This is a genomic window from Streptomyces sp. NPDC039462 (assembly GCF_055639375.1).
Genome location: NZ_JBVKAO010000002.1, coordinates 125,887 through 147,258, shown reverse-complemented (window position 1 = coordinate 147,258; position 21,372 = coordinate 125,887). Strand labels below are relative to the sequence as shown.

Here is a 21,372-nt window from a genome sequence, read left to right as displayed (position 1 = left end):
AACGGAACTGTGCGGGACTGAGCGGGACTGAACAGGAGCTGCTGGGTGACGAGTGTGGACGTAGGTACCGAATCGAAACCGGAAGACTCCGGACCCAGCGGCTACGCGGCGGCCCGGCTGCGACTCCTCCATGAGGAGTCGCGGTCCGGGCCGCCGCGCCGTTCCGCCCTCGCCGAGCTGACGGACGACTGGCTGGCCGGGCTCTTCCAGGCCGGGGGCCGCGGCGGGGGCCGTACGGGAGGTCGTGCCGGGGACCGCGGCGGGGACGGGACCGCGGGAGTGCCGCGGGGCGCAGCCCTCGTCGCGGTGGGCGGTTACGGCCGCGGTGAGCTGTCGCCGCGCAGCGACCTCGACCTCCTGCTCCTGCACGACGGGAGCGCGGACCCGGCCGAGGTGGCCGCGCTCGCCGACCGCCTCTGGTACCCCGTCTGGGACCTCGGGCTCGCCCTCGACCACTCCGTGCGCACACCCGCGGAGGCCAGGAAGACCGCCGGCGAGGACCTCAAGGTGCACCTCGGCCTGCTCGACGCGCGGCATGTCGCCGGAGACCTCGGACTGACCGCCGCGCTCCGCACGGCCGTGCTCGCCGACTGGCGCAACCAGGCGCCGAAACGACTGCCCGAGCTGCGCGCACTCTGCGAAGAACGCGCCGAGCGGCAGGGCGAGTTGGGCCACCTGCTCGAACCCGACCTGAAGGAGGCCAGGGGCGGGCTCCGCGACGTGACCGCGCTGCGTGCCGTCGCCGCGTCGTGGCTGGCGGACGCGCCCCGCGAGGGACTCGCCGACGCCCGGCGGCGCCTCCTCGACGTACGCGACGCGCTGCACCTGACGACGGGCCGCGCCACCGACCGGCTCGCCCTCCAGGAACAGGACCAGGTCGCCGCCGAGCTGGGCCTGCTGGACGCGGACACCCTGCTGCGGCAGGTGTACGAGGCCGCGCGCGTCGTCTCGTACGCAGGCGACGTCACCTGGCGCGAGGTGGGGCGCGTCCTGCGGGCGCGGTCCGGGCGGCCCCGGCTGCGGGCGATGCTCGGGGGCCGGGGAGCCGGCCGCGGGGGCGGACGCGGGGACGGCCGGGGGACCGCGGCCGAGCGGTCGCCGCTCGCCGAGGGGGTCGTGGAGCACGACGGAGAGGCCGTGCTCGCGCTCGCCGCCCGGCCCGAACGGGACCCCGTGCTGCCGCTGCGCGCCGCGGCGGCAGCCGCCCAGGCGGGGCTGCCGCTGTCCCTGCACGCCGTGCGGCGACTGGCCGCCACGGCGGGGAACCTGCCCACGCCGTGGCCCGCCGAGGCGCGCGAGCAGCTCGTGACGCTGCTCGGCGCGGGACGGCCGACGGTCCCCGTGTGGGAGGCACTGGAAGCGGAGGGGCTCATCACCCGGCTCCTGCCGGACTGGGAGAGGGTGCGGTGCCGGCCGCAGCGCAACGCCGTCCACACGTGGACGGTCGACCGGCATCTCGTCGAGACGGCGGTGCGCGCGTCCGAGCTCACCCGGCGGGTGGGGCGGCCCGACCTGCTGCTCGTCGCCGCGCTGCTGCACGACATCGGGAAGGGCTGGCCCGGGGACCACTCGGTGGCCGGGGAGATCATCGCCCGGGACGTCGCGGCACGGATCGGCTTCGACCCGGGGGACGTGGCGGTCGTCGCGTGCCTGGTCCGCCACCACCTGCTGCTCGTCGAGACGGCCACGCGGCGCGACCTCGACGATCCGGCGACGGTGCGGGGCGTCGCCGAGGCGGTGGGGTCCGCGGGGACGCTCGAACTGCTGCACGCGCTGACCGAGGCGGACGCGCTGGCCACCGGGCCCGCCGCCTGGTCGGCGTGGCGGGGGGCGTTGGTCGCCGACCTCGTGAAGCGGGTGGGTGCGGTGCTCGCCGGGGACGAGCCCCCGGACCCCGAGGCAGCGGCGCCCACGGCCGAGCAGGAGCGGCTCGCCGTGGAGGCGTTCCGTACGGGCGGTCCTGTGCTGGCCCTGCGGGCGCGGGCGGAGGGGGAGCCGCCGGCCGAGGCGGCTGAGGCGGAGCCGCTGGGGGTGGAGCAGCCGGGAGTGGAGCAGCTGGGAGTAGAACTGATGGTCGCCGTGCCGGAGCAGCCGGGGGTGCTGGCTGCGGTGGCGGGGGTGCTCGCGCTGCACCGGCTCGCGGTGCGGACCGCGGAGCTGCGGGAGGCGGGGCCGCCGGTGGGTGTCGAGGGCGTGGCGGGCGTCGAGGGTTCTGTGCTCCTCCTGAACTGGCGGGTCGCGGCGGAGTACGGGTCCCTGCCGCAGGCCACGCGGCTCCGCGCCGATCTGGTGCGCGCGCTCGACGGGTCCCTGGACATCGCGGGGCGCCTCGCCGAGCGGGACGCCGCGTATCCCCGTCGGCGGGGGACGGTCGCGCCGCCGCCCCGGGTGACGGTCGCCCCGGCGGGTTCGCGCCTCGCGACGGTCATCGAAGTCCGCGCCCAGGACGCCCCCGGCCTCCTCCACCGGATCGGCCGGGCGCTGGAGGAGGCGGGGGTGGTGGTGCGGAGTGCGCATGTGTCGACGCTGGGGGCGAATGCGGTGGACGCGTTCTATGTGACGGGTCCGGAGGGGGCTCCGTTGCCGGGGGAGCGGGCGGCGGGGGTGGCTCGGGGGGTGGAGGAGGCACTGCGCGGGTAGCCCACCTTGGGCGGGCCGTCTCGCTATTGGTACGTCGGCGGGGCGGGTTCTGGCGGGGGCGCCTTGGGCGGGGGTCGCCTTTGCTTCGTCTGTGGGGCGGGCGGGTTCTGGCGTCGTTCGCCTGTGTGCGGGTCGCCTTTGCTTCGTTTGTGGGGCGGGGCCGCGGGGGTATGTGCGTACTCGCCATCCCTGCGCCGCGCCTCAAGTCCAAAGACGCCAGAGTGTGCTCGGTGCTCCGTTCGCACATACCCCCACGTCCCCTCGGGCGCGTGTGCGCCTGCGGCCCGGTGGGGCTTCCCCGCCTTCGCTCCCCTGCGCGGCAGCTGCGGCCCGGCGGGGGTACGCCGCCTTTTGCCCCCCTGCGCGGCAGCTGCGTCCCGGGGCAATCCCCACCCACCCGCCCCAACCCCCGCAGGACACCACGGGGCAAACTCACCCTCCCGCCCCAACCCCCGCAGGACGCCACGGGGCAAACCCACCCACCGGCCCCAACCCCCGCAGGACGCCACGGGGCAAACTCACCCTCCCGCCCCAACCCCCGCAGGACGCCACGGGCCAGACCCACCCACCCGCCGCTACTCCCGCAGGACGCCACGGGGCAGACCCACCCACCCGCCGCTACTCCCGCAGGACGCCACGGGGCAGACCCACCCACCCGCCCCAACCCCCGCAGGACACCACGGGCCAGACCCACCCACTCGCCCCTACTCCCGCTGGGCGTCGCGGGGCAAACGGGTGGGTGGGTGGGAGACATCCGCCGCGGAGCGGCGGGCTCGGTGCTCCTACCCGAGCGGGACGTCGCAGGTCAAGAAAGGGCCCCCGTGCCGCGCGCGGGGACGGAGGCGGGAGGGGCGGGGCGGAGAGGGAAGCCGACGGTGCGAGCCGGGGAAGTCGCGACCGGCGCCCCAGCTACCCGCACTCGCCAGATACTCTGGAAGGCGACCTGTCCCCCTTCCCCCGACCCGAGGATTCGCGACCGCCGTGTTCGATACTCTCTCCGACCGCCTCGCAGCGACATTCAAGAACCTCCGGGGCAAGGGCCGCCTGTCCGAGGCGGACATCGACGCCACGGCGCGCGAGATCCGCATCGCCCTGCTCGAAGCGGACGTGGCCCTGCCCGTCGTCCGCGCGTTCATCAAGCAGGTCAAGGAGCGCGCGGCCGGTGCCGAGGTCTCCCAGGCCCTCAACCCCGCCCAGCAGGTCATCAAGATCGTCAACGAGGAGCTCATCGGCATCCTCGGTGGCGAGACGCGCCGCCTGCGGTTCGCGAAGACCGCCCCGACGGTCATCATGCTCGCGGGTCTGCAGGGTGCCGGTAAGACGACCCTCGCGGGAAAGCTCGGTCTCTGGCTGAAGGGGCAGGGCCACTCGCCGCTCCTCGTCGCGTGTGACCTGCAGCGTCCCAACGCCGTCAACCAGCTGAGCGTGGTCGCCGAGCGCGCGGGCGTCGGTGTGTACGCCCCCCAGCCGGGCAACGGCGTCGGTGACCCCGTGCAGGTCGCCAAGGACTCCATCGAGTTCGCGCGGACGAAGCAGTACGACGTCGTCATCGTCGACACCGCCGGCCGCCTGGGCATCGACCAGGAGCTCATGCAGCAGGCCGCCGACATCCGGGACGCGGTCAGCCCGGACGAGGTCCTCTTCGTCGTCGACGCCATGATCGGTCAGGACGCCGTCAACACGGCGGAGGCCTTCCGTGACGGCGTCGGCTTCGACGGCGTCGTGCTGTCGAAGCTCGACGGTGACGCCCGTGGTGGTGCCGCCCTGTCGATCGCGCAGGTCACAGGACGCCAGATCATGTTCGCGTCGAACGGCGAGAAGCTGGACGACTTCGACGCGTTCCACCCGGACCGCATGGCGTCCCGCATCCTCGGCATGGGCGACATGCTCACGCTGATCGAGAAGGCCGAGCAGACCTTCTCGCAGCAAGAGGCCGAGAAGATGGCCTCGAAGCTGGCCTCCAAGAAGGGCCAGGACTTCACGCTCGACGACTTCCTGGCCCAGATGGAGCAGGTCAGGAAGATGGGCAGCATCAGCAAGCTGCTCGGGATGATGCCCGGCATGGGGCAGATCAAGGACCAGATCAACAATCTGGACGAGCGCGACGTCGACCGCACCGCCGCCATCATCAAGTCGATGACGCCCCTGGAGCGTCAGGAGCCGACGATCATCAACGGCTCGCGGCGGGCCCGTATCGCCAAGGGCTCCGGCGTCGACGTCAGCGCCGTGAAGAACCTCGTCGAGCGGTTCTTCGAGGCCCGCAAGATGATGTCCCGCATGGCCCAGGGCGGCGGCATGCCGGGCATGCCCGGGCTGCCGGGCATGGGCGGCGGCCCCGGCAAGCAGAAGAAGAAGCAGAAGCAGGCCAAGGGCAAGCGGAAGTCGGGCAACCCGATGAAGCGCAAGCAGGAGGAGCAGGAGGCCGCCGCGCGCCGCGAGGCCGCGAACCAGGCGGGTTCCGCCTTCGGGATGCCGGGTGCGCAGCCGGGCAAGGACTTCGAGCTGCCGGACGAGTTCAAGAAGTTCATGGGCTAGCTCGGACGTGTCGTACGCCGCTTGGGGCGCCCCTCTGGTGAGGGGCGCCCCAAGCGTTTTCCAGGCGGCGCTCTCCAGGGAGAGAGCGGGTGCCGGTGGCCGAGTTGTGTCGTAACGTCCCGGTATGAGCAACCCCGTGCCGCCGGACCGGGCGCCCGACAAGCCGTGGCGCTCCGAGGGCGCGCCCTCGCCCGGTCCCACACCGCCGCCGAGGAAGAAGATGCCCGGCGGCTGGGGCGGCCTGATCGTGACGGCCCTGGTCGTCTTCGTCATCGCCAACCTCGTGCTGTCCTTCTTCAGCGACGGCGACGAGCCGACGATCTCGTACACGGAGTTCAGCAAGCAGGTCGACTCCGGCAACGTCACGAAGATCTACTCCAAGGGCGACGCGATCCAGGGCCAGCTCAAGAAGGAGCAGCCCAAGCCCGGCAAGGACAAGGGGAACTACACCAAGTTCACGACGCAGCGGCCCGCCTTCGCCGACGACAAGCTCTGGGACGACCTCACCAAGCACGACGTGACGGTCACCGCCGAGCCCGTCGTGCAGGAGCGCAGCTTCCTCTCGAACCTGCTCATCTCCCTCGCCCCGATGCTGCTGCTCGTCGTTCTGTGGATCTTCATCGCCCGGCGCATGAGCGCCGGGATGGGCGGCGGTGGCGGCATGCTCGGGCGCAAGACGCCGCCCAAGCCGGTCGAGCTGGAGCCCGGTGCGAAGCGGACCACGTTCGAGGACGTGGCGGGCATCGACGAGGTCGAGGGCGAGCTCAACGACGTCGTCGACTTCCTCAAGAACCCGGACGCCTATCGGGCGATGGGCGCCAAGATGCCGCGCGGTGTGCTCCTCGCGGGGCCGCCCGGCACCGGCAAGACGCTGCTCGCGCGCGCCGTCGCCGGCGAGGCGGGCGTCCCCTTCTTCTCGGCCTCCGCCTCGGGGTTCATCGAGATGATCGTGGGCGTGGGCGCCTCGCGCGTACGGGAGCTCTTCGCCGAGGCCCGCAAGGTCGCCCCGTCGATCATCTTCATCGACGAGATCGACACCATCGGACGCGCCCGCGGCGGCGGCAGCGGGATGGGCGGGCACGACGAACGCGAGCAGACGCTGAACCAGATCCTCACCGAGATGGATGGTTTCTCGGGCGCCGAGGGAGTCATCGTGCTCGCCGCCACCAACCGCGCCGACGTCCTCGACCCCGCCCTCACCAGGCCGGGCCGGTTCGACCGGGTCGTCAACGTCTCCCCGCCCGACCGGGGAGGACGCGAGGCCATCCTCAAGATCCACACGAGGCCCATCCCGCTGGCCGACGACGTCGACCTCGCCCAGGTCGCCCGTACGACACCGGGCATGACCGGCGCCGAACTGGCCAACCTCGCCAACGAAGCCGCCCTCATCGCCGTCAAGCGCAAGCAGAAGACGGTCACGCAGTCCGACCTCTCCGAAGCCATGGAGAAGGTGCAGCTCGGCGCCGAACGGCCCTTGGTGATGCCGGAGGACGAGCGCCGGCGCACGGCCTACCACGAGAGCGGACACGCCCTGCTCGGCATGCTCCAGCCCGGCGCCGACCCGGTCCGCAAGATCACGATCGTGCCGCGCGGCCGTGCGCTGGGCGTGACGCTCTCGACCCCGGACTCCGACAAGTACGCCTACACCGAGGAATACCTCCGGGGCCGCATCATCGGTGCCCTGGGAGGCATGGCAGCCGAACACGTCGTCTACGAAGTCATCACCACCGGCGCCGAGAACGACCTGGAGCAGGTCACCAACATCGCGCGCGGCATGGTCGGCCGGTGGGGCATGAGCGCCCGGGTGGGCCGCCTCTCCGCCCTGCCCAACGACGCCCAGCAGGCCTACGGACTCGCGGCGGCCCCCCACACCCTCGACACGATCGACGGCGAGATGCGGCGGATCGTCGACGAGTGCTACGAGAGCGCCTGCCGGCAACTGCGCGAGCACCGGGACCAACTGGACGCGCTCGCCGCGGCCCTGCTGGAGAACGAGACGCTGGAGGAGGCGGCGGCGTACCGGATCGCGGGCATCACACGGATGGCCAAGGAGAGCTGACACAAGGCGCTACTACGGAGAGGGCCGATACCTCTTACGGGGTGAGCGCGATCAAGTACCGGAAGACGTTCGGCATCCACACCGTGCCGTCCCCGCGCCGATGCTGATGCAGTGCCTCCGTCAGCTCCTTGTCCACCTGCACCTGGTCCGTCGCCCGCGCCGCCGCGTCGAACAGCCCCGTCGAGAGCAGCCCGCGTGTGGCGCTCTCCACGTCCGCGTACCCGAAGGGGCACGCGACCCGGCCCGACCCGTCCGGCTTGAGCCCCGCCCGGTGGGCGACCTCCTCCAGGTCGTCCCGGAGCGCGGGACGCCAACTCCCCGTGGACCGCAGCGGGTCGGCGAGTTTCGTCGCCACCCGCAGCACGGAAGAGGTCGCACAGCGCTCCGGAGGACCCCAGCCGACGAGCACCACCGGAGTGCCGCGCCCGGCGAGCGGAGCCGCCGCCTCCAGGAGCCCAGAAAGCCCTTCGGAGTCACCCGCCATGCAGCCGATCGGCTGAAAGGCGGTGACGAGGTTGTACGCCGGCAGGTCCGGGTCCGCCGCGTCCGCGGGCCCGCCCTCGATGAGCCGGGTGCCGGTACGCGCGCGTGCCTCGCCCGCGGCGTCCGGCAGGAGGCGTTCTCGCGCGAGAGCGAGCCGTTCGGGCTGCGACGGGTCCACGCCGGTGACCACGGCCCCCCGCGAGGCCGCCATCAGCAGAGCGAGTCCGGAACCGCAGCCGAGCCCCAGGAGCCGGGTGGCGCCACCCACTTCGAGCCGTTCGTACACCGCTTCGTAGAGCGGAACCAGCATCCGTTCCTGGATCTCCGCCCAGTCACGCGCGCGTGCACACCGGTCCACGCGGGGCGTTGCGCCCGCGGGGGAGCGGTGCGACTGCACGAGTGTTGGTGTCATCGAATGCGCCCCAATCAGCCGAGAGTTAGTGCCGTGCCGTAATCCAACGGTTCGTCCGCCCCCGTGCAGTGCGCTCGCACTCCCCCCGTATGCCAGAGAACTCCGCATCCGTCGTGGAGTCCAGAGGTTGTGGGCCAATGCTTGTGTTCCACCGTCGTGCGCCCCCTGGGCGATAAAAACGCGCACTCTCCGGAGGCCCGCCCCTACCATGCGCGCCATGGCCAAGACACCTGTGCTCACGCCCCAGGCGGACGACTTTCCGCGCTGGTACCAGGACCTGATCAACAAGGCCGAGCTGGCCGACAACGGCCCGGTGCGCGGCACCATGGTGATCCGACCGTACGGCTACGGCCTGTGGGAGCGGATGCAGCAGGACATGGACGCCCGCATCAAGGCGACAGGCACCCAGAACGCCTACTTCCCCCTCCTCATCCCGCAGTCGTACCTGACCAGGGAGGCGGAGCACGTCGAAGGCTTCGCTCCGGAGCTCGCCGTCGTCACCCACGGCGGCGGCAAGGAGCTGGAGGAGCCGGCCGTCGTCCGTCCCACGTCGGAGACGATCGTCAACGAGTACTTCTCCAAGTGGGTGCAGAGCTACCGCGACCTCCCGCTGCTGATCAACCAGTGGGCGAACGTCGTCCGCTGGGAGATGCGCCCGCGGCTGTTCCTGCGCACGTCGGAGTTCCTCTGGCAGGAGGGCCACACGGCTCACGCGACGTACGAAGAGGCCCGCGACTTCGCCGCCCACATCCACCGCCACGTCTACGGAGACTTCATGCGCGAGGTCCTCGCCATGGACTTCGTGCTCGGCCGCAAGACCGCCAAGGAGCGCTTCGCCGGCGCCATCAACACCCTCACCCTCGAAGGGATGATGGGCGACGGCAAGGCCCTCCAGCTCGGCACCAGCCACGAACTCGGACAGAACTTCGCCAAGGCCTTCCACACCCGGTACCTGTCCAAGGACGGCAACCAGGAACTGGTCTGGCAGACCTCCTGGGGCAGCACGACACGGCTGATCGGCGCCCTGGTGATGATGCACGGCGACGACAGCGGCCTGCGCGTGCCGCCCCGCCTCGCCCCCGTCCAGGCCGTCGTCCTCGCCATCAAGGGCGACGACGCCGTCCTGGCCAAGGTCCGTGAGATCGGCGAGACCCTGAAGGCCGCGGGCGTCCGCGTTCAGGTCGACGACCGCACGGACACCCCCTTCGGGCGGCGCGCGGTGGACTGGGAGCTCAAGGGCGTGCCGGTGCGCGTCGAGGTCGGCCCGCGCGACCTGGAGAACGGCACCGCGATGCTGGCCCGCCGTCTCAGGGGAGGCAAGGAGCCGGTCGCGATCGACGCCCTCGCCGCCCTGCTGCCCACCGTCCTCGAAGAGGACCAGGCGCTGCTCCTGAGCCAGGCCCGCGAGCGCCGCGAGTCCCGCACCTCGGACGTCCGCACGGTCGACGAGGCCGTGGAGGCCACCGCCGCGGGGGGCTGGGCGCGCGTCCCGTGGGCCGTGCTCGGCGAAGAAGGCGAGGCCAGGCTGGCGGAGCACGCCGTGTCCGTACGCTGTCTGGTCGCCGAGGACGGGGCGGTGCCGGACGCCGATGAGACCCCGGGTAACGTCGCTCTTGTGGCCCGCGCCTACTGAGGAGCGCGGCTCCGGTACCGGCGCACCGTTCCCGGCTCGCGCGCGGCCCCGCACACCACGAGCCCCGGCGCGAGGGGTAGTTCTACGCGCTGGGGCGTACGCGCCACTACGTACCGGCTTGGTGCGAGCTGTGAGGCTTCTCCGCAGATCAGCGCACCCGCCCTCGTCCGGACGCATCAACGGCAACTGACGGGTACGTGCAAATTATTTGGGATGCCCCGGAATGGAACCCCCGGGGCACTCGGCTCGTTGTCACGACGTGAGCACGACACCACCTGTTCTCGCCGCAGAGCTGGCACAGGCGTGGGCCGACATTCAGCGGCACCACCCCGAGCTGCCCGACCTTGCCGCGCCCGAATCCCTGATCGGAGAGTCGTCGTCCGCCTGCGGCGCCGAGCTCTCCTTCGAGCGACTGCTTCACGAGGCAGTCCATGGCATCGCCGCCTCGCGCGGCGTACGCGACACTTCACGCGCCGGCCGCTATCACAACCGCAGATTCCTCGCGATCGCCGAGGAGCTGGGCCTGGACCATCCCGAGGAGCCACATCCCAGCAGCGGCTTCTCGCTGGTCACGCTCAACCCCGAGGCCAAGAAGCGCTACCGCCCGACGATCGACCGGCTGCACCGCGCCCTGAAGGCGCACAGCGCGGCGACGACGGCGGACACCGCGCGCAGCTTCCGTGGACCGGCCGCCCGGCACGGCTCCTCCGGAGGAGGCGTGCGAGTGAAGGCCGTCTGCGACTGCGGGCGCAATGTCCGCGTCGTGCCCTCCGTGCTCGCCCAGGCGCCCATCATGTGCGGCGGCTGCGGAAAGCCCTTCCGGATCCCGGAAGTGGTCGGAGTGGGCGTGGGCTGAGCCGGTGCGGGGCGCCCGGACCGCGTTCGGGTGCCCCGGCGGCGTATGGCACAATGGCTAGCTGTACTCGACAGTCGCATAGGACCCCTCTCTCCTCCGGCTGACGCGTCCATCGGGCACTCGAGTACCGCAACCCCACGCGGCATCACCGTTGTGCCCACCCACGTCAAGACCAGGAGACACCACTCCCGTGGCAGTCAAGATCAAGCTGAAGCGTCTGGGCAAGATCCGTTCGCCTCACTACCGCATCGTCGTCGCCGACTCCCGTACCCGCCGTGACGGCCGGGCCATCGAGGAGATCGGCCTGTACCACCCGGTGCAGAACCCGTCGCGCATCGAGGTCGACTCGGAGCGCGCCCAGTACTGGCTGTCCGTCGGCGCCCAGCCGACCGAGCCGGTCATGGCCATCCTGAAGCTCACCGGTGACTGGCAGAAGCACAAGGGTCTGCCCGCCCCGGCGCCACTGAAGGTCGCCGAGCCCAAGGACAAGCGCGCTGCGTTCGAGGCCTTCACCAAGGGCCTCGAGGGCGACGACGCCAAGGGTGAGGCCATCACTCAGAAGGCCAAGAAGTCGGACAAGAAGGCGGACGAGGCCGAAGCCACGTCCACCGAGACCACCGAGGCCTGAGCATGCTCGAGGAGGCTCTCGAGCACCTCGTGAAGGGCATCGTCGACAACCCCGACGACGTGCAGGTGGCCTCGCGCACCCTGCGCCGTGGACGCGTTCTCGAGGTCCGGGTCCACCCCGATGACCTCGGCAAGGTGATCGGCCGCAACGGCCGCACCGCACGCGCTCTGCGCACGGTCGTGGGCGCCATCGGCGGCCGCGGTGTCCGCGTCGACCTCGTCGACGTGGACCAGGTTCGCTGAACCGGGTTCTCAGAACCACAGCAGCACCGGCTCGGGCCGGGGAGGGCTTCAGGGCCTTCCCCGGCCCGTAGTCGTGAACGAGGAGAAAAGCAGTGCAGTTGGTAGTCGCCCGCATCGGCCGTGCGCACGGCATCAAAGGTGAGGTCACCGTCGAGGTCCGCACCGACGAGCCGGAGCTGCGGCTCGGCCCCGGCGCCGTCCTCGCCACGGACCCCGCATCCACCGGCCCGCTGACCATCGAGACCGGCCGGGTGCACAGCGGCCGCCTCCTGCTGCGCTTCGAGGGCGTGCGCGACCGCACGGCCGCCGAGGCCCTGCGCAACACCCTCCTGATCGCCGAGGTGGACCCCGAAGAGCTCCCCGAGGAAGAGGACGAGTTCTACGACCACCAGCTCATGGACCTCGACGTCGTCCTCGAGGACGGCACGGAGGTCGGCCGCATCACCGAGATCTCGCACCTGCCCTCCCAGGACCTGTTCATCGTGGAGCGGCCCGACGGCAGCGAGGTGATGATCCCCTTCGTCGAGGAGATCGTCGTCGAGATCGACCTGGAGGAGCAGCGCGCGATCATCGACCCGCCCCCCGGCCTCATCGACGACCGCGCCGAGATCGCCTCCGCGCGGGACGCGGCGGAGGCGGAGGACAAGGCGGCTCCGGAGGGCACGGCGTAATGCGGCTCGACGTCGTCACGATCTTTCCCGAGTACCTGGAACCGCTCAACGTCTCCCTCGTGGGCAAGGCACGCGCGCGTGGACAGCTCGACGTCCAAGTGCACGACCTGAGGGAGTGGACGTACGACCGGCACAACACGGTCGACGACACTCCCTACGGCGGCGGCCCCGGCATGGTCATGAAGACCGAGCCCTGGGGCGCGGCCCTCGACGACGTGCTCGCGGACGGGTACGAGGCAGGGGCCCACGGGCCCGTCCTGGTCGTCCCCACGCCCAGCGGCCGCCCCTTCACGCAGGAACTCGCCGTGGAGCTCTCCGAGCGCCCCTGGCTGGTCTTCACGCCCGCGCGCTACGAAGGCATCGACCGCCGCGTCACGGACGAGTACGCGACCCGCATGCCGGTCTACGAGGTCTCCATCGGCGACTACGTCCTCGCCGGCGGGGAAGCCGCCGTCCTGGTCGTCACCGAGGCGGTGGCCCGGCTCCTGCCCGGCGTCCTGGGCAACGCCGAGTCCCACCAGGACGACTCCTTCGCCCCCGGAGCCATGGCCAACCTCCTGGAAGGCCCGGTGTACACCAAGCCTCCCCAGTGGCGCGGGCACGGCATCCCCGACGTCCTGCTCAGCGGCCACCACGGCAAGATCGCGCGCTGGCGGCGGGACGAGGCGCTCCGGCGCACCACCCGCAACCGGCCCGATCTCATCGAGCGCTGCGACCCCGCGGCCTTCGACAAGAAGGACCGCGAGATGCTCTCGATCCTGGGGTGGCGCCCGGGGCCCGACGGCCGATTTGGGCGAGACCCCGAGGCCGTGGAAGAATAGGCCGCTGCTGTACGTCCAGCGTGCGCCCCTGCCACAGGGGGAATGACGCCCGCCCGACGCGATCAGCTACCGAATCCTCATCACCACGTTCCGCTGATGACCTGTGGCATCAGTGAAGAAAGCAGACGATCATGGCTAACCTGCTCGACTCCGTCGACAGCGCGTCGCTGCGCAGCGACATCCCGGCCTTCCGCCCGGGTGACACCGTCAACGTCCACGTCCGCGTCATCGAGGGCAACCGCTCCCGTGTGCAGCAGTTCAAGGGCGTAGTCATCCGTCGCCAGGGTGCGGGCGTCCGCGAGACCTTCACGGTCCGCAAGGTCTCCTTCTCCGTGGGCGTCGAGCGCACCTTCCCGGTGCACACCCCGATCGTCGAGAAGATCGAGCTCGTCACCCGCGGTGACGTGCGTCGCGCGAAGCTGTACTACCTCCGTGACCTGCGCGGCAAGGCCGCGAAGATCAAGGAGAAGCGCGAGAGCTGAGCTCCCGCGCGGGTCCACAGCCGGGCCGGATAGCATCTGGCCCCGATGGACACCGAAGCACAGCACACGGAGCGCGACCGCTCCTCCACACCCTCCGATTCCGGAGACGTTCCACACGTCTCCGAAGCATCCGAGGAGACGGAGGACCGGTCGCGCTCCGTTTTCGCGTCGGCCGTCGAGCGGCTGCCGGGCGGCCGGCTCACGCTGACGTTCCTGCTGGGCGTGGGAGCCCTCCTCCTGGTCAGCGCCTTCGTCGTGCAGCCCTTCCAGATCCCGAGCGGCTCCATGCAGCCCGCGTTCCGCTCCGGGGACCGGGTGCTCGTCAACAAGTTGGCGTACCGTTTCGGTTCCGAGCCGCAGCGAGGTGACGCGGTCGTCTTCGACGGCAGCGGCTACTTCGGAGACGCCGACTACATCAAGCGGGTCGTGGGCACCGGGGGAGACCGGGTGGTCTGCTGCGACAAGCGGGGGAGGATCAAGGTGAACGGCGAGCCCGTCGACGAGCCTTTTCTGTACCCGGGGGACGCGGCCTCCAAGGTGCCCTTCGACGTCGTCGTCCCCGAGGGCAGCCTCTTCCTCCTCGGCGACCACCGCAGCGACTCCCGCGACTCCCGCGACCATCTGGGGCAGCCCGGCGGCGGCATGATCCCCGTCGACGAGGTCATCGGCAGGGCCGACTGGATCGCCTGGCCCATCGGCCGCTGGACGTCCCTGAAGCGCCCCGACAGCTACGCGCGCGTGCCCGCACCCGGCGGCGCCCATGGGTAGCCGCGGGCGGACACGCGCCGCCGGTCACCACGCCGACACCAGGCTCCCCACCGGGTCCCGGCCGACCGACGGTCCCGTACTGCCGGGCCGGGCGGACCGGCGCAAGCTCGCGAAGAAGGTCAAGCGCCGCAGGCGGCGTTCGGCCATCAAGGAGATACCCCTCCTCATAGGCGTGGCGCTGCTGATAGCCCTCGTCCTGAAGACGTTCCTGGTGCAGGCCTTCGTGATCCCGTCGGGCTCCATGGAGCAGACGATCCGGATCGGTGACCGGGTCCTTGTCGACAAACTCACCCCCTGGTTCGGATCGAAGCCGGAGCGCGGCGAGGTCGTCGTCTTCAAGGACCCCGGCAACTGGCTGGAAGAGGAACAGGGCAAGAAGAAGGACGACCCGGTGGTCGTCAAGCAGGTCAAGGAAGGGCTGACCCAGATCGGCCTGCTGCCCTCCGACAGCGAGCGGGACCTGATCAAGCGAGTGGTCGGCGTCGGCGGCGACACCGTGAAGTGCTGTGACAAGAACGACAAGGTCACGGTCAACGGAGTGCCGTTGGACGAGCCCTACATCCACCCCGGGGACAAGCCATCGGCGTTCGAATTCGAGGTGAAGGTCCCCGAAGGACGGCTCTTCATGATGGGCGACCACCGGAGCGACTCCGCCGACTCCCGGTTCCACCGCTCCGAGAAGTTCAGCGGCACCATCTCGGAGGACGAGGTGGTCGGACGTGCCATCGTCATCGGCTGGCCCTTCGGTCACTGGCGCAAACTGGAGAAGCCGGAGACATATGCGTCGGTACCCGACGCGCGTGCGGGATCGGACAGGGCCACAGGAGCGTCGCATAGGGTGGCCCCCGGCGATCGATACGGATTGATCCGGCTCCCGACCCCTGCGGAACTCCCGCTCGTTATGGGAGTGGTGGGCCTGCATCGCATCTGGGGCAGGCGGCGGCACGGACTGAGGAGTGGATGTGGGGGATTTGGCGGTCGGCGCACGATCCGGACACGAGGGGCCCGAAGAGCGGCCGGGACGATCCGACGAGCCGGGCGTCGATGCCGTCGCGGACGGTGCGGCCCCCGGGACTGAAGCCGTCGACGGCGGCGGTGACGGCGGTGACGGGGCGACGAGCGGGCAGGGTGCCAAGCAGCCGAAGAAGCCCCGCTCCTTCTGGAAGGAGCTCCCGCTCCTCATCGGCATCGCCCTGGTCCTGGCACTGCTCATCAAGACCTTCCTGGTCCAGGCGTTCTCGATCCCTTCGGACTCGATGCAGAACACGCTGCAGCAGGGCGACCGCGTCCTCGTCGACAAGCTGACGCCGTGGTTCGGCTCGGAGCCCGAGCGCGGCGAGGTCGTCGTCTTCAGGGACCCCGGCCACTGGCTGGACGGCGAGCCCACCCCCGACCCGAACGCGATCCAGCGGGTCCTCGGCTGGGTCGGCCTGATGCCCTCCGCCGACGAGAAGGACCTCATCAAGCGCGTCATCGCGGTCGGCGGCGACACCGTGGAGTGCAAGGGCACAGGACCGGTGAAGGTCAACGGCAAGGCGCTGAACGAGCCGTACGTCTTCGCGGGCAACACCCCGTGCAGCGTCGACGACCAGGGCGGCCAGTTCAAGAAGACCGTACCCAAGGGCAAAATCTGGGTCATGGGTGACCACCGGCAGAACTCGCTGGATTCCCGCTACCACCAGAACCAGCCCGGCGGCGGCGCCGTCCCCGTGGACAACGTCGTGGGCCGTGCCATCGTCATCGCCTGGCCGCCCACCCGCTGGGCGACGCTGCCCAAGCCCGACACCTTCGACCAGCCGGGCATCAACGCGCTCGCCGGCGCGGCGCCGAGCGCCCTCGGACTCGCGGGTGCCGTGCCGCTCGTGCTGTGGCGCCGACGCCGGCTCACGGTGGCCGCGGCCCGGGCCGCGAGGGTTTCTGGCGGCAGTACCGCCGGGTAGGGTGCCGTCCCAGATCGCTGATCTTCCGCCGTCCGTGCGTACGGACGGCGGGGTCGTCTCCGAGACGGGGGAGCACTGGGATGAGCAGGACGCGACGTACGGACGAGGGCCGCGGACGGCTCGGCAGCACGCTGTCGAGCATCGCCGTGGCCCTCGGCTGTGTGCTCTTCCTCGGCGGATTCGTCTGGGGCGCCGTCCTGTACCAGCCGTACACCGTCCCCACCGGGTCCATGGCGCCGACGATCGGCTCGGGTGACCGCGTGCTCGCCCAGCGCATCGACGGCGACGAGGTGCGCCGCGGTGACGTCGTCGTCTTCAAGCAGAAGACCTGGGGCGACCTACCGATGGTCAAGCGCGTCGTCGGCATAGGCGGCGACCGGATCGCCTGCTGCGAGGACGGCAAGCTGACCGTGAACGGCAAGGAGATCGCAGAACCGTATCTGCCCAAGGACAAGTTCGCCGTGTCCGGCATCCCCACCACGACGGTCCCCAAGGGCCGCCTGTTCCTGCTCGGCGACGAGCGCAGCGGCTCCCTGGACTCCACCGTGCACCTGGACGACGGGCAGAACGGATCGGTGCCGCGCGACGCCGTGCGGGCGCGGGTCGACGCGGTGGCCTGGCCGACGGACAGGCTCGGCATGCTGGAACGGCCCGAGGGCTTCGCGGACCTGCCGGGCGGCATCTCGACCCCCGGACCGCTGCGCATGCTGGTGATCGCCGTCGTGGCGGGCATGGTCCTCGTCCTGGGCGGCGGGGCGTACGGCCCGGTGGCCAAGCGCATGGGCCGCCGACGCGGGAGCGGCAGCGCGCGGGAGGCCGCGAGTGTCGGCTGAGCCGGAGTCCCTTTCGGGGCGCCCGCTGCGCCGGGTGGCGCGGGTGGTCCTGCTCGATCCGGACGACCGCATCCTGCTGCTGCACGGCCATGAGCCGGGAGACCCGGCGGACGACTGGTGGTTCACGCCGGGCGGCGGGGTCGAGGGTAACGAGACGCGGGAGCAGGCGGCGCTGCGTGAGCTGCGGGAGGAGACCGGCATCACCGCCGTCGAGCTCGGCCCGGTGCTGTGGCGGCGCCTGTGCTCGTTCCCGTTCGCCGGGCGGCGCTGGGACCAGGACGAGTGGTACTACCTGGCGCGTACGTCGCAGACGGCGACCGTCGCCGAGGGCTTCACGGAGCTGGAAAGGCGCAGTGTCGCCGGAGCACGTTGGTGGACGTGCCGTGAACTGACCGAGGCGCATGAGACGGTGTACCCGACCAGACTCGCCGGGCTGTTTCGCAGACTGCTCGACGAGGGGCCCCCGGACAGGCCCGAGATCCTCGACACGGAAATCGTGTAGGGGCTCGCGGGGCTGACGCACAATAGGGGGACGCACGGCTGAAGGGGAACATGCCATGAGCGCCGAGGACCTCGAGAAGTACGAGACCGAGATGGAGCTGAAGCTCTACCGGGAGTACCGCGACGTCGTCGGTCTGTTCAAATACGTGATCGAGACCGAGCGGCGTTTCTACCTCACCAATGACTACGAGATGCAGGTGCACTCGGTCCAGGGCGAGGTCTTCTTCGAGGTGTCCATGGCGGACGCCTGGGTGTGGGACATGTACCGGCCGGCTCGGTTCGTGAAGCAGGTACGGGTCCTCACGTTCAAGGACGTGAACATCGAGGAGCTCAACAAGAGCGATCTCGAACTACCGGGCAGCTGAGGCGCCACGGCCGGTGCGGCGGGGTTCACTCGCGGGGGTGGCGGAGTTTTCCACAATCGCCGAGTTGTGCACCAAGATCCAATAGGTGCGGCCTGATCCGTGACTGTGGGTGCCGGAGGTGGTGCCGACATGAACGCACGGGGAGCACTCGGCAGGTACGGCGAAGATCTGGCCGCGCGGCGGCTGGTCGAGTCGGGGATGACGGTTCTTGAGCGCAATTGGCGCGCGGGCAGGACCGGTGAGATCGACATCGTGGCCATGGACGGCGATGCCCTCGTCGTCTGCGAGGTCAAGACGCGCAGGGCGGGCCGGCCCGGCTCCACGCCGTTCGAGCATCCGATGGCGGCCGTGGACAGGATCAAGGCGGAGCGGCTGCGGAGGCTGGCCGAGCGCTGGATCGAGGAGCGCGGCGGCCCACCGCCCGGCGGAGTCCGCATCGATCTGGTCGGTGTGCTGATTCCGCAGCGCGGCGTTCCCGTGGTCGAGCACGCGCGAGGGGTGGCCTGATGGGCTTCGCGCGTACGTGTTCGGTGGCGCTGGTCGGCGTCGAGGGCGTGGTCGTTGAGGTGCAGGCCGATCTGGAGCCGGGGGTCGCGGCGTTCACGCTGGTGGGCCTCCCGGACAAGAGCCTCACCGAAAGCCGTGACCGGGTCAGGGCGGCCGTCGTCAACTCGGGCGGTGAGTGGCCCCAGAAGAAGCTCACCGTCGGACTGAGCCCGGCGTCGGTGCCGAAGGGCGGCAGCGGATTCGACTTGGCTGTCGCCTGTGCGGTCCTCGGGGCGGCCGAGCGGATCGACCCGAGGGTTCTCGCCGACATCGTGATGATCGGGGAGCTCGGCCTCGACGGCCGGGTGCGACCGGTCCTCGGGGTGCTGCCCGCGGTCCTCGCCGCGGCCGACGCGGGGTACGAGCAGGTGGTCGTGCCGGAGTGCACAGCAGCCGAGGCCTCGCTGGTCCCGGGTGTCTCGGTCCTCGGGGTGCGCAGCCTGCGGCAGCTCATCGCGGTGCTGACCGACGAGCCTGTGCCGGAGGAGGAGCCGGACGAGCCGGGGCGGCTCGACCCGATGCTCGCCGGGCTCTGTGTGCCCGGCACCGGCGTCGGCACGGGCCTCGGCGGCGCCCTGGACGACACCCACGGGCTGGACCTGGCCGATGTCGTCGGGCAGGCGTCGGCGAGAACCGCGGTCGAGGTGGCCGCGGCGGGAGCGCACCACCTCTTCCTGCAAGGGCCGCCGGGCGCCGGGAAGACCATGCTCGCGGAGCGGCTGCCCGCCATCCTGCCCCGGCTGACCAGGGAGGAGTCCCTGGAGGTCACAGCGGTCCACTCGGTGGCGGGCATGCTGCCCCCGGGCAGGCCACTGGTGGACATCGCGCCGTACTGCGCGCCCCACCACTCCGCGACCATGCAGTCCCTCGTGGGCGGCGGCAAGGGCATCGCCCGGCCGGGCGCGGTGTCGCTCGCCCACCGCGGGGTCCTCTTTCTCGACGAGGCACCGGAGTTCAGCAGCCAGACACTGGACTCCCTGCGCCAGCCCCTCGAATCGGGGCATGTGGTGATCGCCCGCAGCGCGGGGGTGGTGCGGCTCCCTGCGAGGTTCCTGATGGTGCTCGCGGCCAACCCCTGTCCCTGCGGTCGGCACACCTTGCTGGGCGACGGCTGCGAATGCCCGGCGTCCGTCATCCGCCGCTATCAGGGCCGCCTCTCGGGCCCGCTGCTCGACCGGGTCGATCTGAAGGTCCAGGTGGAACCCGTCACCCGGTCCGAACTGGCCGGGTACGGCGCGCGAGGAGAGTCCACGCAGACCGTCGCCGACCGGGTGCTCACTGCACGGGAGAGAGCAGCCGCCAGGTTGGCCGGCACGGGGTGGCGCACCAACAGCGAAGTCCCCGGGCACGCGCTGCGCACCCGCTGGCCCGCGGCCCTCGGCGCGCTGGACGCGGCCGAAGTGGACCTGGAGCGCGGCTTCCTGACCGCCCGCGGCCTGGACCGTGTCCTGCGCGTGGCCTGGACCGTCGCGGACCTGGCGGGCCACGACCGGCCCGACGCACAGGACGTCGCCCTGGCGCTGCAATTGCGCACGGGCATCTCCCGCGGCGTGCCGATGACGATCGGGGCGCCGACATGACGGCCGACCCGCCGCCGGACGAGGAGCGGCTCGCCAGGGTGGCCCTGACCCGGGTGCTGGAGCCGGGGGACGTCGTCGGAGGGCGGTGGTTGCGCGAGGTCGGGGCCGGTGAGGTGCTGCGGCGGCTCGGCGGAGGGGAGGAGCAGGAGCGCCTGCCGGGGGTGACCGCGCGGCGGTGGGAGGGGCTGCGGGCGCGGGCGGCCACGGTGCGGCCGGAGCGGGATCTGGAGGACGTGCGGAAGGCCGGGGGCAGGTTCGTGTGTCCGGGCGACGCGGAGTGGCCGGTGACGCTGGACGACCTGGGGGACGCGCGCCCGCTCGGGCTCTGGGTGCGGGGGCGGCCTTCCTTGCGGATATGGGCGCTGCGGTCGGTGGCGGTGGTCGGCGCGCGGGCCTGCACGGAGTACGGCGCGCACATGGCGGCCGGTCTCGCCGCGGGGCTCGCGGAGCGCGGGTGGGTCGTGATCTCCGGAGGGGCGTACGGCGTGGACGGTGCCGCGCACCGAGGGGCGCTCGGGGCCGGCGGTGCAACCGTGGCCGTGCTCGCCTGCGGGGTCGACCGGCCCTATCCACGCGGGCACGCCGAGCTGATCGGTCGGATCGCGGAACAGGGTCTCGTCGTCGGCGAGTTGCCGCCGGGGGATCACCCGACGCCGAGCCGGTTCATTCTGCGGAACAGGGTGATCGCGGCGCTGACCCGGGGGACCGTGGTGGTCGAGGCCGCCTACCGCAGCGGAGCGCTGGCCACGGCCCGCAGCGCCCAGGAGCTGGGGCGCTTCACCATGGGAGTGCCCGGGCCCGCGACCAGCGGTCTCTCGGCCGGTGTGCACGAACTGCTGAGGGGTGACGGAGTCCTCGTCACCGATGCCGCCGAAGTCGTCGAACTGGTCGGCGACATGGGGGAGCTCGCGCCGGCCCGCCGGGGCCCCGTCGTGCCGCGTGACCTGCTCGCTTCCGGGGTGCGGCGCGTCCTGGCCGCGCTGCCCGCGCGGGGGTGCGTCGGGGCCCGGGACGTCGCGGTCGGCGCCGGGACGACCGAGGACGACGCGATCGGGCGACTGTACGAGCTTCAGTCGTTGGGGTTCGTCGAACGACACGGCGACGGCTGGCAGTTGACACGCCAGGCGTTTCCGGCAGTCGTCCCCGATGGAGGTGAATCGTGACCGAGCGTGTTCCGCCGGACGGATGACCCCCGAAGGCCTTGAGAAATCGCGGAGTTGGCGCATTCGCGCCGTCACTCAGTGCGACGGCACTGACTCTCGAAGGGGGTCAGCGGAACGTATCTGCGCACGCGCGATCCCATACTCTTCGCTCACTGCGACACTTCAGTCACGCTACGCTCACAAGGATTCCGACACGGACAGGCAACCAGACGGA

Annotated in this window: 20 protein-coding genes; 19 read left to right on the top strand and 1 reads right to left on the bottom strand. The window is 71.3% G+C overall.

Features of this window, described 5'->3' with window-relative positions; translation table 11 throughout:
- Positions 1-45: 45 nt before the first annotated feature.
- The 3 genes from ACZ7LU_RS11405 (at position 46) to ftsH (ending at position 7,234) form a co-directional block, all read left to right on the top strand.
- Positions 46-2,640 (top strand): [protein-PII] uridylyltransferase, encoded by a 2,595-nt coding sequence (locus tag ACZ7LU_RS11405; protein ID WP_471916596.1) that lies wholly within the window; start codon positions 46-48, stop codon positions 2,638-2,640.
- A gap of 981 nt (positions 2,641-3,621) precedes the next feature.
- Positions 3,622-5,175 carry a signal recognition particle protein gene (gene ffh / locus ACZ7LU_RS11400; RefSeq protein ID WP_398308689.1) on the top strand — a complete coding sequence of 518 codons (1,554 nt, stop codon included), beginning with the start codon at positions 3,622-3,624 and terminating at the stop codon, positions 5,173-5,175.
- 124 nt (positions 5,176-5,299) lie between these two features.
- Entirely contained in the window at positions 5,300-7,234 is a 1,935-nt protein-coding gene (gene ftsH, locus ACZ7LU_RS11395; RefSeq protein ID WP_471916595.1) for an ATP-dependent zinc metalloprotease FtsH, read from the top strand.
- Positions 7,235-7,268: 34 nt separating this feature from the next.
- Here ftsH and ACZ7LU_RS11390 read toward each other — a convergent pair whose 3' ends face one another.
- The gene (locus ACZ7LU_RS11390) at positions 7,269-8,129 is read right to left on the bottom strand and encodes an SAM-dependent methyltransferase (RefSeq protein ID WP_398308685.1); all 861 of its coding nucleotides are present in this window, start codon (positions 8,127-8,129) and stop codon (positions 7,269-7,271) included.
- A gap of 217 nt (positions 8,130-8,346) precedes the next feature.
- Between ACZ7LU_RS11390 and proS the strand changes: the two genes are divergently transcribed.
- The 16 genes from proS (at position 8,347) to dprA (ending at position 21,158) form a co-directional block, all read left to right on the top strand.
- A complete protein-coding gene (gene proS, locus ACZ7LU_RS11385) occupies positions 8,347-9,762 on the top strand; it encodes a proline--tRNA ligase (protein ID WP_468562332.1) in 1,416 nt (471 codons plus the stop codon).
- 259 nt (positions 9,763-10,021) lie between these two features.
- Positions 10,022-10,618, top strand: coding sequence for a hypothetical protein (locus ACZ7LU_RS11380; RefSeq protein ID WP_362994255.1), 597 nt, complete (start codon positions 10,022-10,024; stop codon positions 10,616-10,618).
- 190 nt (positions 10,619-10,808) lie between these two features.
- Positions 10,809-11,246 (top strand): 30S ribosomal protein S16, encoded by a 438-nt coding sequence (gene rpsP / locus ACZ7LU_RS11375; protein WP_398308681.1) that lies wholly within the window; start codon positions 10,809-10,811, stop codon positions 11,244-11,246.
- 2 nt (positions 11,247-11,248) lie between these two features.
- The gene (locus ACZ7LU_RS11370; RefSeq protein WP_327353152.1) at positions 11,249-11,488 is read left to right on the top strand and encodes an RNA-binding protein; all 240 of its coding nucleotides are present in this window, start codon (positions 11,249-11,251) and stop codon (positions 11,486-11,488) included.
- Between the two features lie 92 nt (positions 11,489-11,580).
- Positions 11,581-12,159 carry a ribosome maturation factor RimM gene (rimM, locus tag ACZ7LU_RS11365; protein WP_471916594.1) on the top strand — a complete coding sequence of 193 codons (579 nt, stop codon included), beginning with the start codon at positions 11,581-11,583 and terminating at the stop codon, positions 12,157-12,159.
- A complete protein-coding gene (trmD, locus tag ACZ7LU_RS11360; protein ID WP_398308676.1) occupies positions 12,159-12,980 on the top strand; it encodes a tRNA (guanosine(37)-N1)-methyltransferase TrmD in 822 nt (273 codons plus the stop codon). The genes rimM and trmD overlap by 1 nt, the downstream gene beginning before the upstream one ends.
- A gap of 131 nt (positions 12,981-13,111) precedes the next feature.
- Positions 13,112-13,462, top strand: coding sequence for a 50S ribosomal protein L19 (gene rplS, locus ACZ7LU_RS11355; protein WP_055569038.1), 351 nt, complete (start codon positions 13,112-13,114; stop codon positions 13,460-13,462).
- Positions 13,463-13,507: 45 nt separating this feature from the next.
- Positions 13,508-14,230 carry a signal peptidase I gene (lepB, locus tag ACZ7LU_RS11350; protein WP_471916593.1) on the top strand — a complete coding sequence of 241 codons (723 nt, stop codon included), beginning with the start codon at positions 13,508-13,510 and terminating at the stop codon, positions 14,228-14,230.
- Positions 14,223-15,308 (top strand): signal peptidase I, encoded by a 1,086-nt coding sequence (gene lepB / locus ACZ7LU_RS11345; RefSeq protein WP_398308672.1) that lies wholly within the window; start codon positions 14,223-14,225, stop codon positions 15,306-15,308. Before lepB (ACZ7LU_RS11350) ends, lepB (ACZ7LU_RS11345) begins: the two co-directional genes overlap by 8 nt.
- Positions 15,193-16,170, top strand: coding sequence for a signal peptidase I (gene lepB / locus ACZ7LU_RS11340; protein ID WP_398308670.1), 978 nt, complete (start codon positions 15,193-15,195; stop codon positions 16,168-16,170). The genes lepB (ACZ7LU_RS11345) and lepB (ACZ7LU_RS11340) overlap by 116 nt, the downstream gene beginning before the upstream one ends.
- A gap of 80 nt (positions 16,171-16,250) precedes the next feature.
- Positions 16,251-17,003 carry a signal peptidase I gene (gene lepB, locus ACZ7LU_RS11335; RefSeq protein ID WP_471916592.1) on the top strand — a complete coding sequence of 251 codons (753 nt, stop codon included), beginning with the start codon at positions 16,251-16,253 and terminating at the stop codon, positions 17,001-17,003.
- Positions 16,993-17,505 (top strand): NUDIX hydrolase, encoded by a 513-nt coding sequence (locus ACZ7LU_RS11330; RefSeq protein ID WP_471916591.1) that lies wholly within the window; start codon positions 16,993-16,995, stop codon positions 17,503-17,505. The genes lepB (ACZ7LU_RS11335) and ACZ7LU_RS11330 overlap by 11 nt, the downstream gene beginning before the upstream one ends.
- 55 nt (positions 17,506-17,560) lie before the next feature.
- A complete protein-coding gene (locus tag ACZ7LU_RS11325) occupies positions 17,561-17,869 on the top strand; it encodes a DUF2469 domain-containing protein (protein ID WP_005311352.1) in 309 nt (102 codons plus the stop codon).
- Between the two features lie 99 nt (positions 17,870-17,968).
- A complete protein-coding gene (locus ACZ7LU_RS11320; protein WP_398308665.1) occupies positions 17,969-18,376 on the top strand; it encodes a YraN family protein in 408 nt (135 codons plus the stop codon).
- On the top strand, positions 18,376-19,995 hold the full coding sequence (locus ACZ7LU_RS11315; protein WP_471916590.1) for a YifB family Mg chelatase-like AAA ATPase: 1,620 nt from the start codon (positions 18,376-18,378) through the stop codon (positions 19,993-19,995). The genes ACZ7LU_RS11320 and ACZ7LU_RS11315 overlap by 1 nt, the downstream gene beginning before the upstream one ends.
- Entirely contained in the window at positions 19,992-21,158 is a 1,167-nt protein-coding gene (gene dprA / locus ACZ7LU_RS11310) for a DNA-processing protein DprA (protein WP_471916589.1), read from the top strand. Before ACZ7LU_RS11315 ends, dprA begins: the two co-directional genes overlap by 4 nt.
- The last annotated feature ends 214 nt before the right edge of the window (positions 21,159-21,372 follow it).

Excerpts from the sequence above, each read along its gene's own strand:
- ftsH (WP_471916595.1), top strand. The coding sequence starts at position 5,300 with ATGAGCAACCCCGTGCCGCCGGACCGGGCGCCCGACAAGCCGTGGCGC.
- ACZ7LU_RS11390 (WP_398308685.1), bottom strand. The coding sequence starts at position 8,129 with ATGACACCAACACTCGTGCAGTCGCACCGCTCCCCCGCGGGCGCAACG.
- proS (WP_468562332.1), top strand. The coding sequence starts at position 8,347 with ATGGCCAAGACACCTGTGCTCACGCCCCAGGCGGACGACTTTCCGCGC.
- ACZ7LU_RS11370 (WP_327353152.1), top strand. The coding sequence starts at position 11,249 with ATGCTCGAGGAGGCTCTCGAGCACCTCGTGAAGGGCATCGTCGACAAC.
- trmD (WP_398308676.1), top strand. The coding sequence starts at position 12,159 with ATGCGGCTCGACGTCGTCACGATCTTTCCCGAGTACCTGGAACCGCTC.
- rplS (WP_055569038.1), top strand. The coding sequence starts at position 13,112 with ATGGCTAACCTGCTCGACTCCGTCGACAGCGCGTCGCTGCGCAGCGAC.
- lepB (WP_471916593.1), top strand. The coding sequence starts at position 13,508 with ATGGACACCGAAGCACAGCACACGGAGCGCGACCGCTCCTCCACACCC.
- lepB (WP_398308672.1), top strand. The coding sequence starts at position 14,223 with ATGGGTAGCCGCGGGCGGACACGCGCCGCCGGTCACCACGCCGACACC.
- lepB (WP_471916592.1), top strand. The coding sequence starts at position 16,251 with ATGAGCAGGACGCGACGTACGGACGAGGGCCGCGGACGGCTCGGCAGC.
- ACZ7LU_RS11325 (WP_005311352.1), top strand. The coding sequence starts at position 17,561 with ATGAGCGCCGAGGACCTCGAGAAGTACGAGACCGAGATGGAGCTGAAG.
- ACZ7LU_RS11315 (WP_471916590.1), top strand. The coding sequence starts at position 18,376 with ATGGGCTTCGCGCGTACGTGTTCGGTGGCGCTGGTCGGCGTCGAGGGC.
- dprA (WP_471916589.1), top strand. The coding sequence starts at position 19,992 with ATGACGGCCGACCCGCCGCCGGACGAGGAGCGGCTCGCCAGGGTGGCC.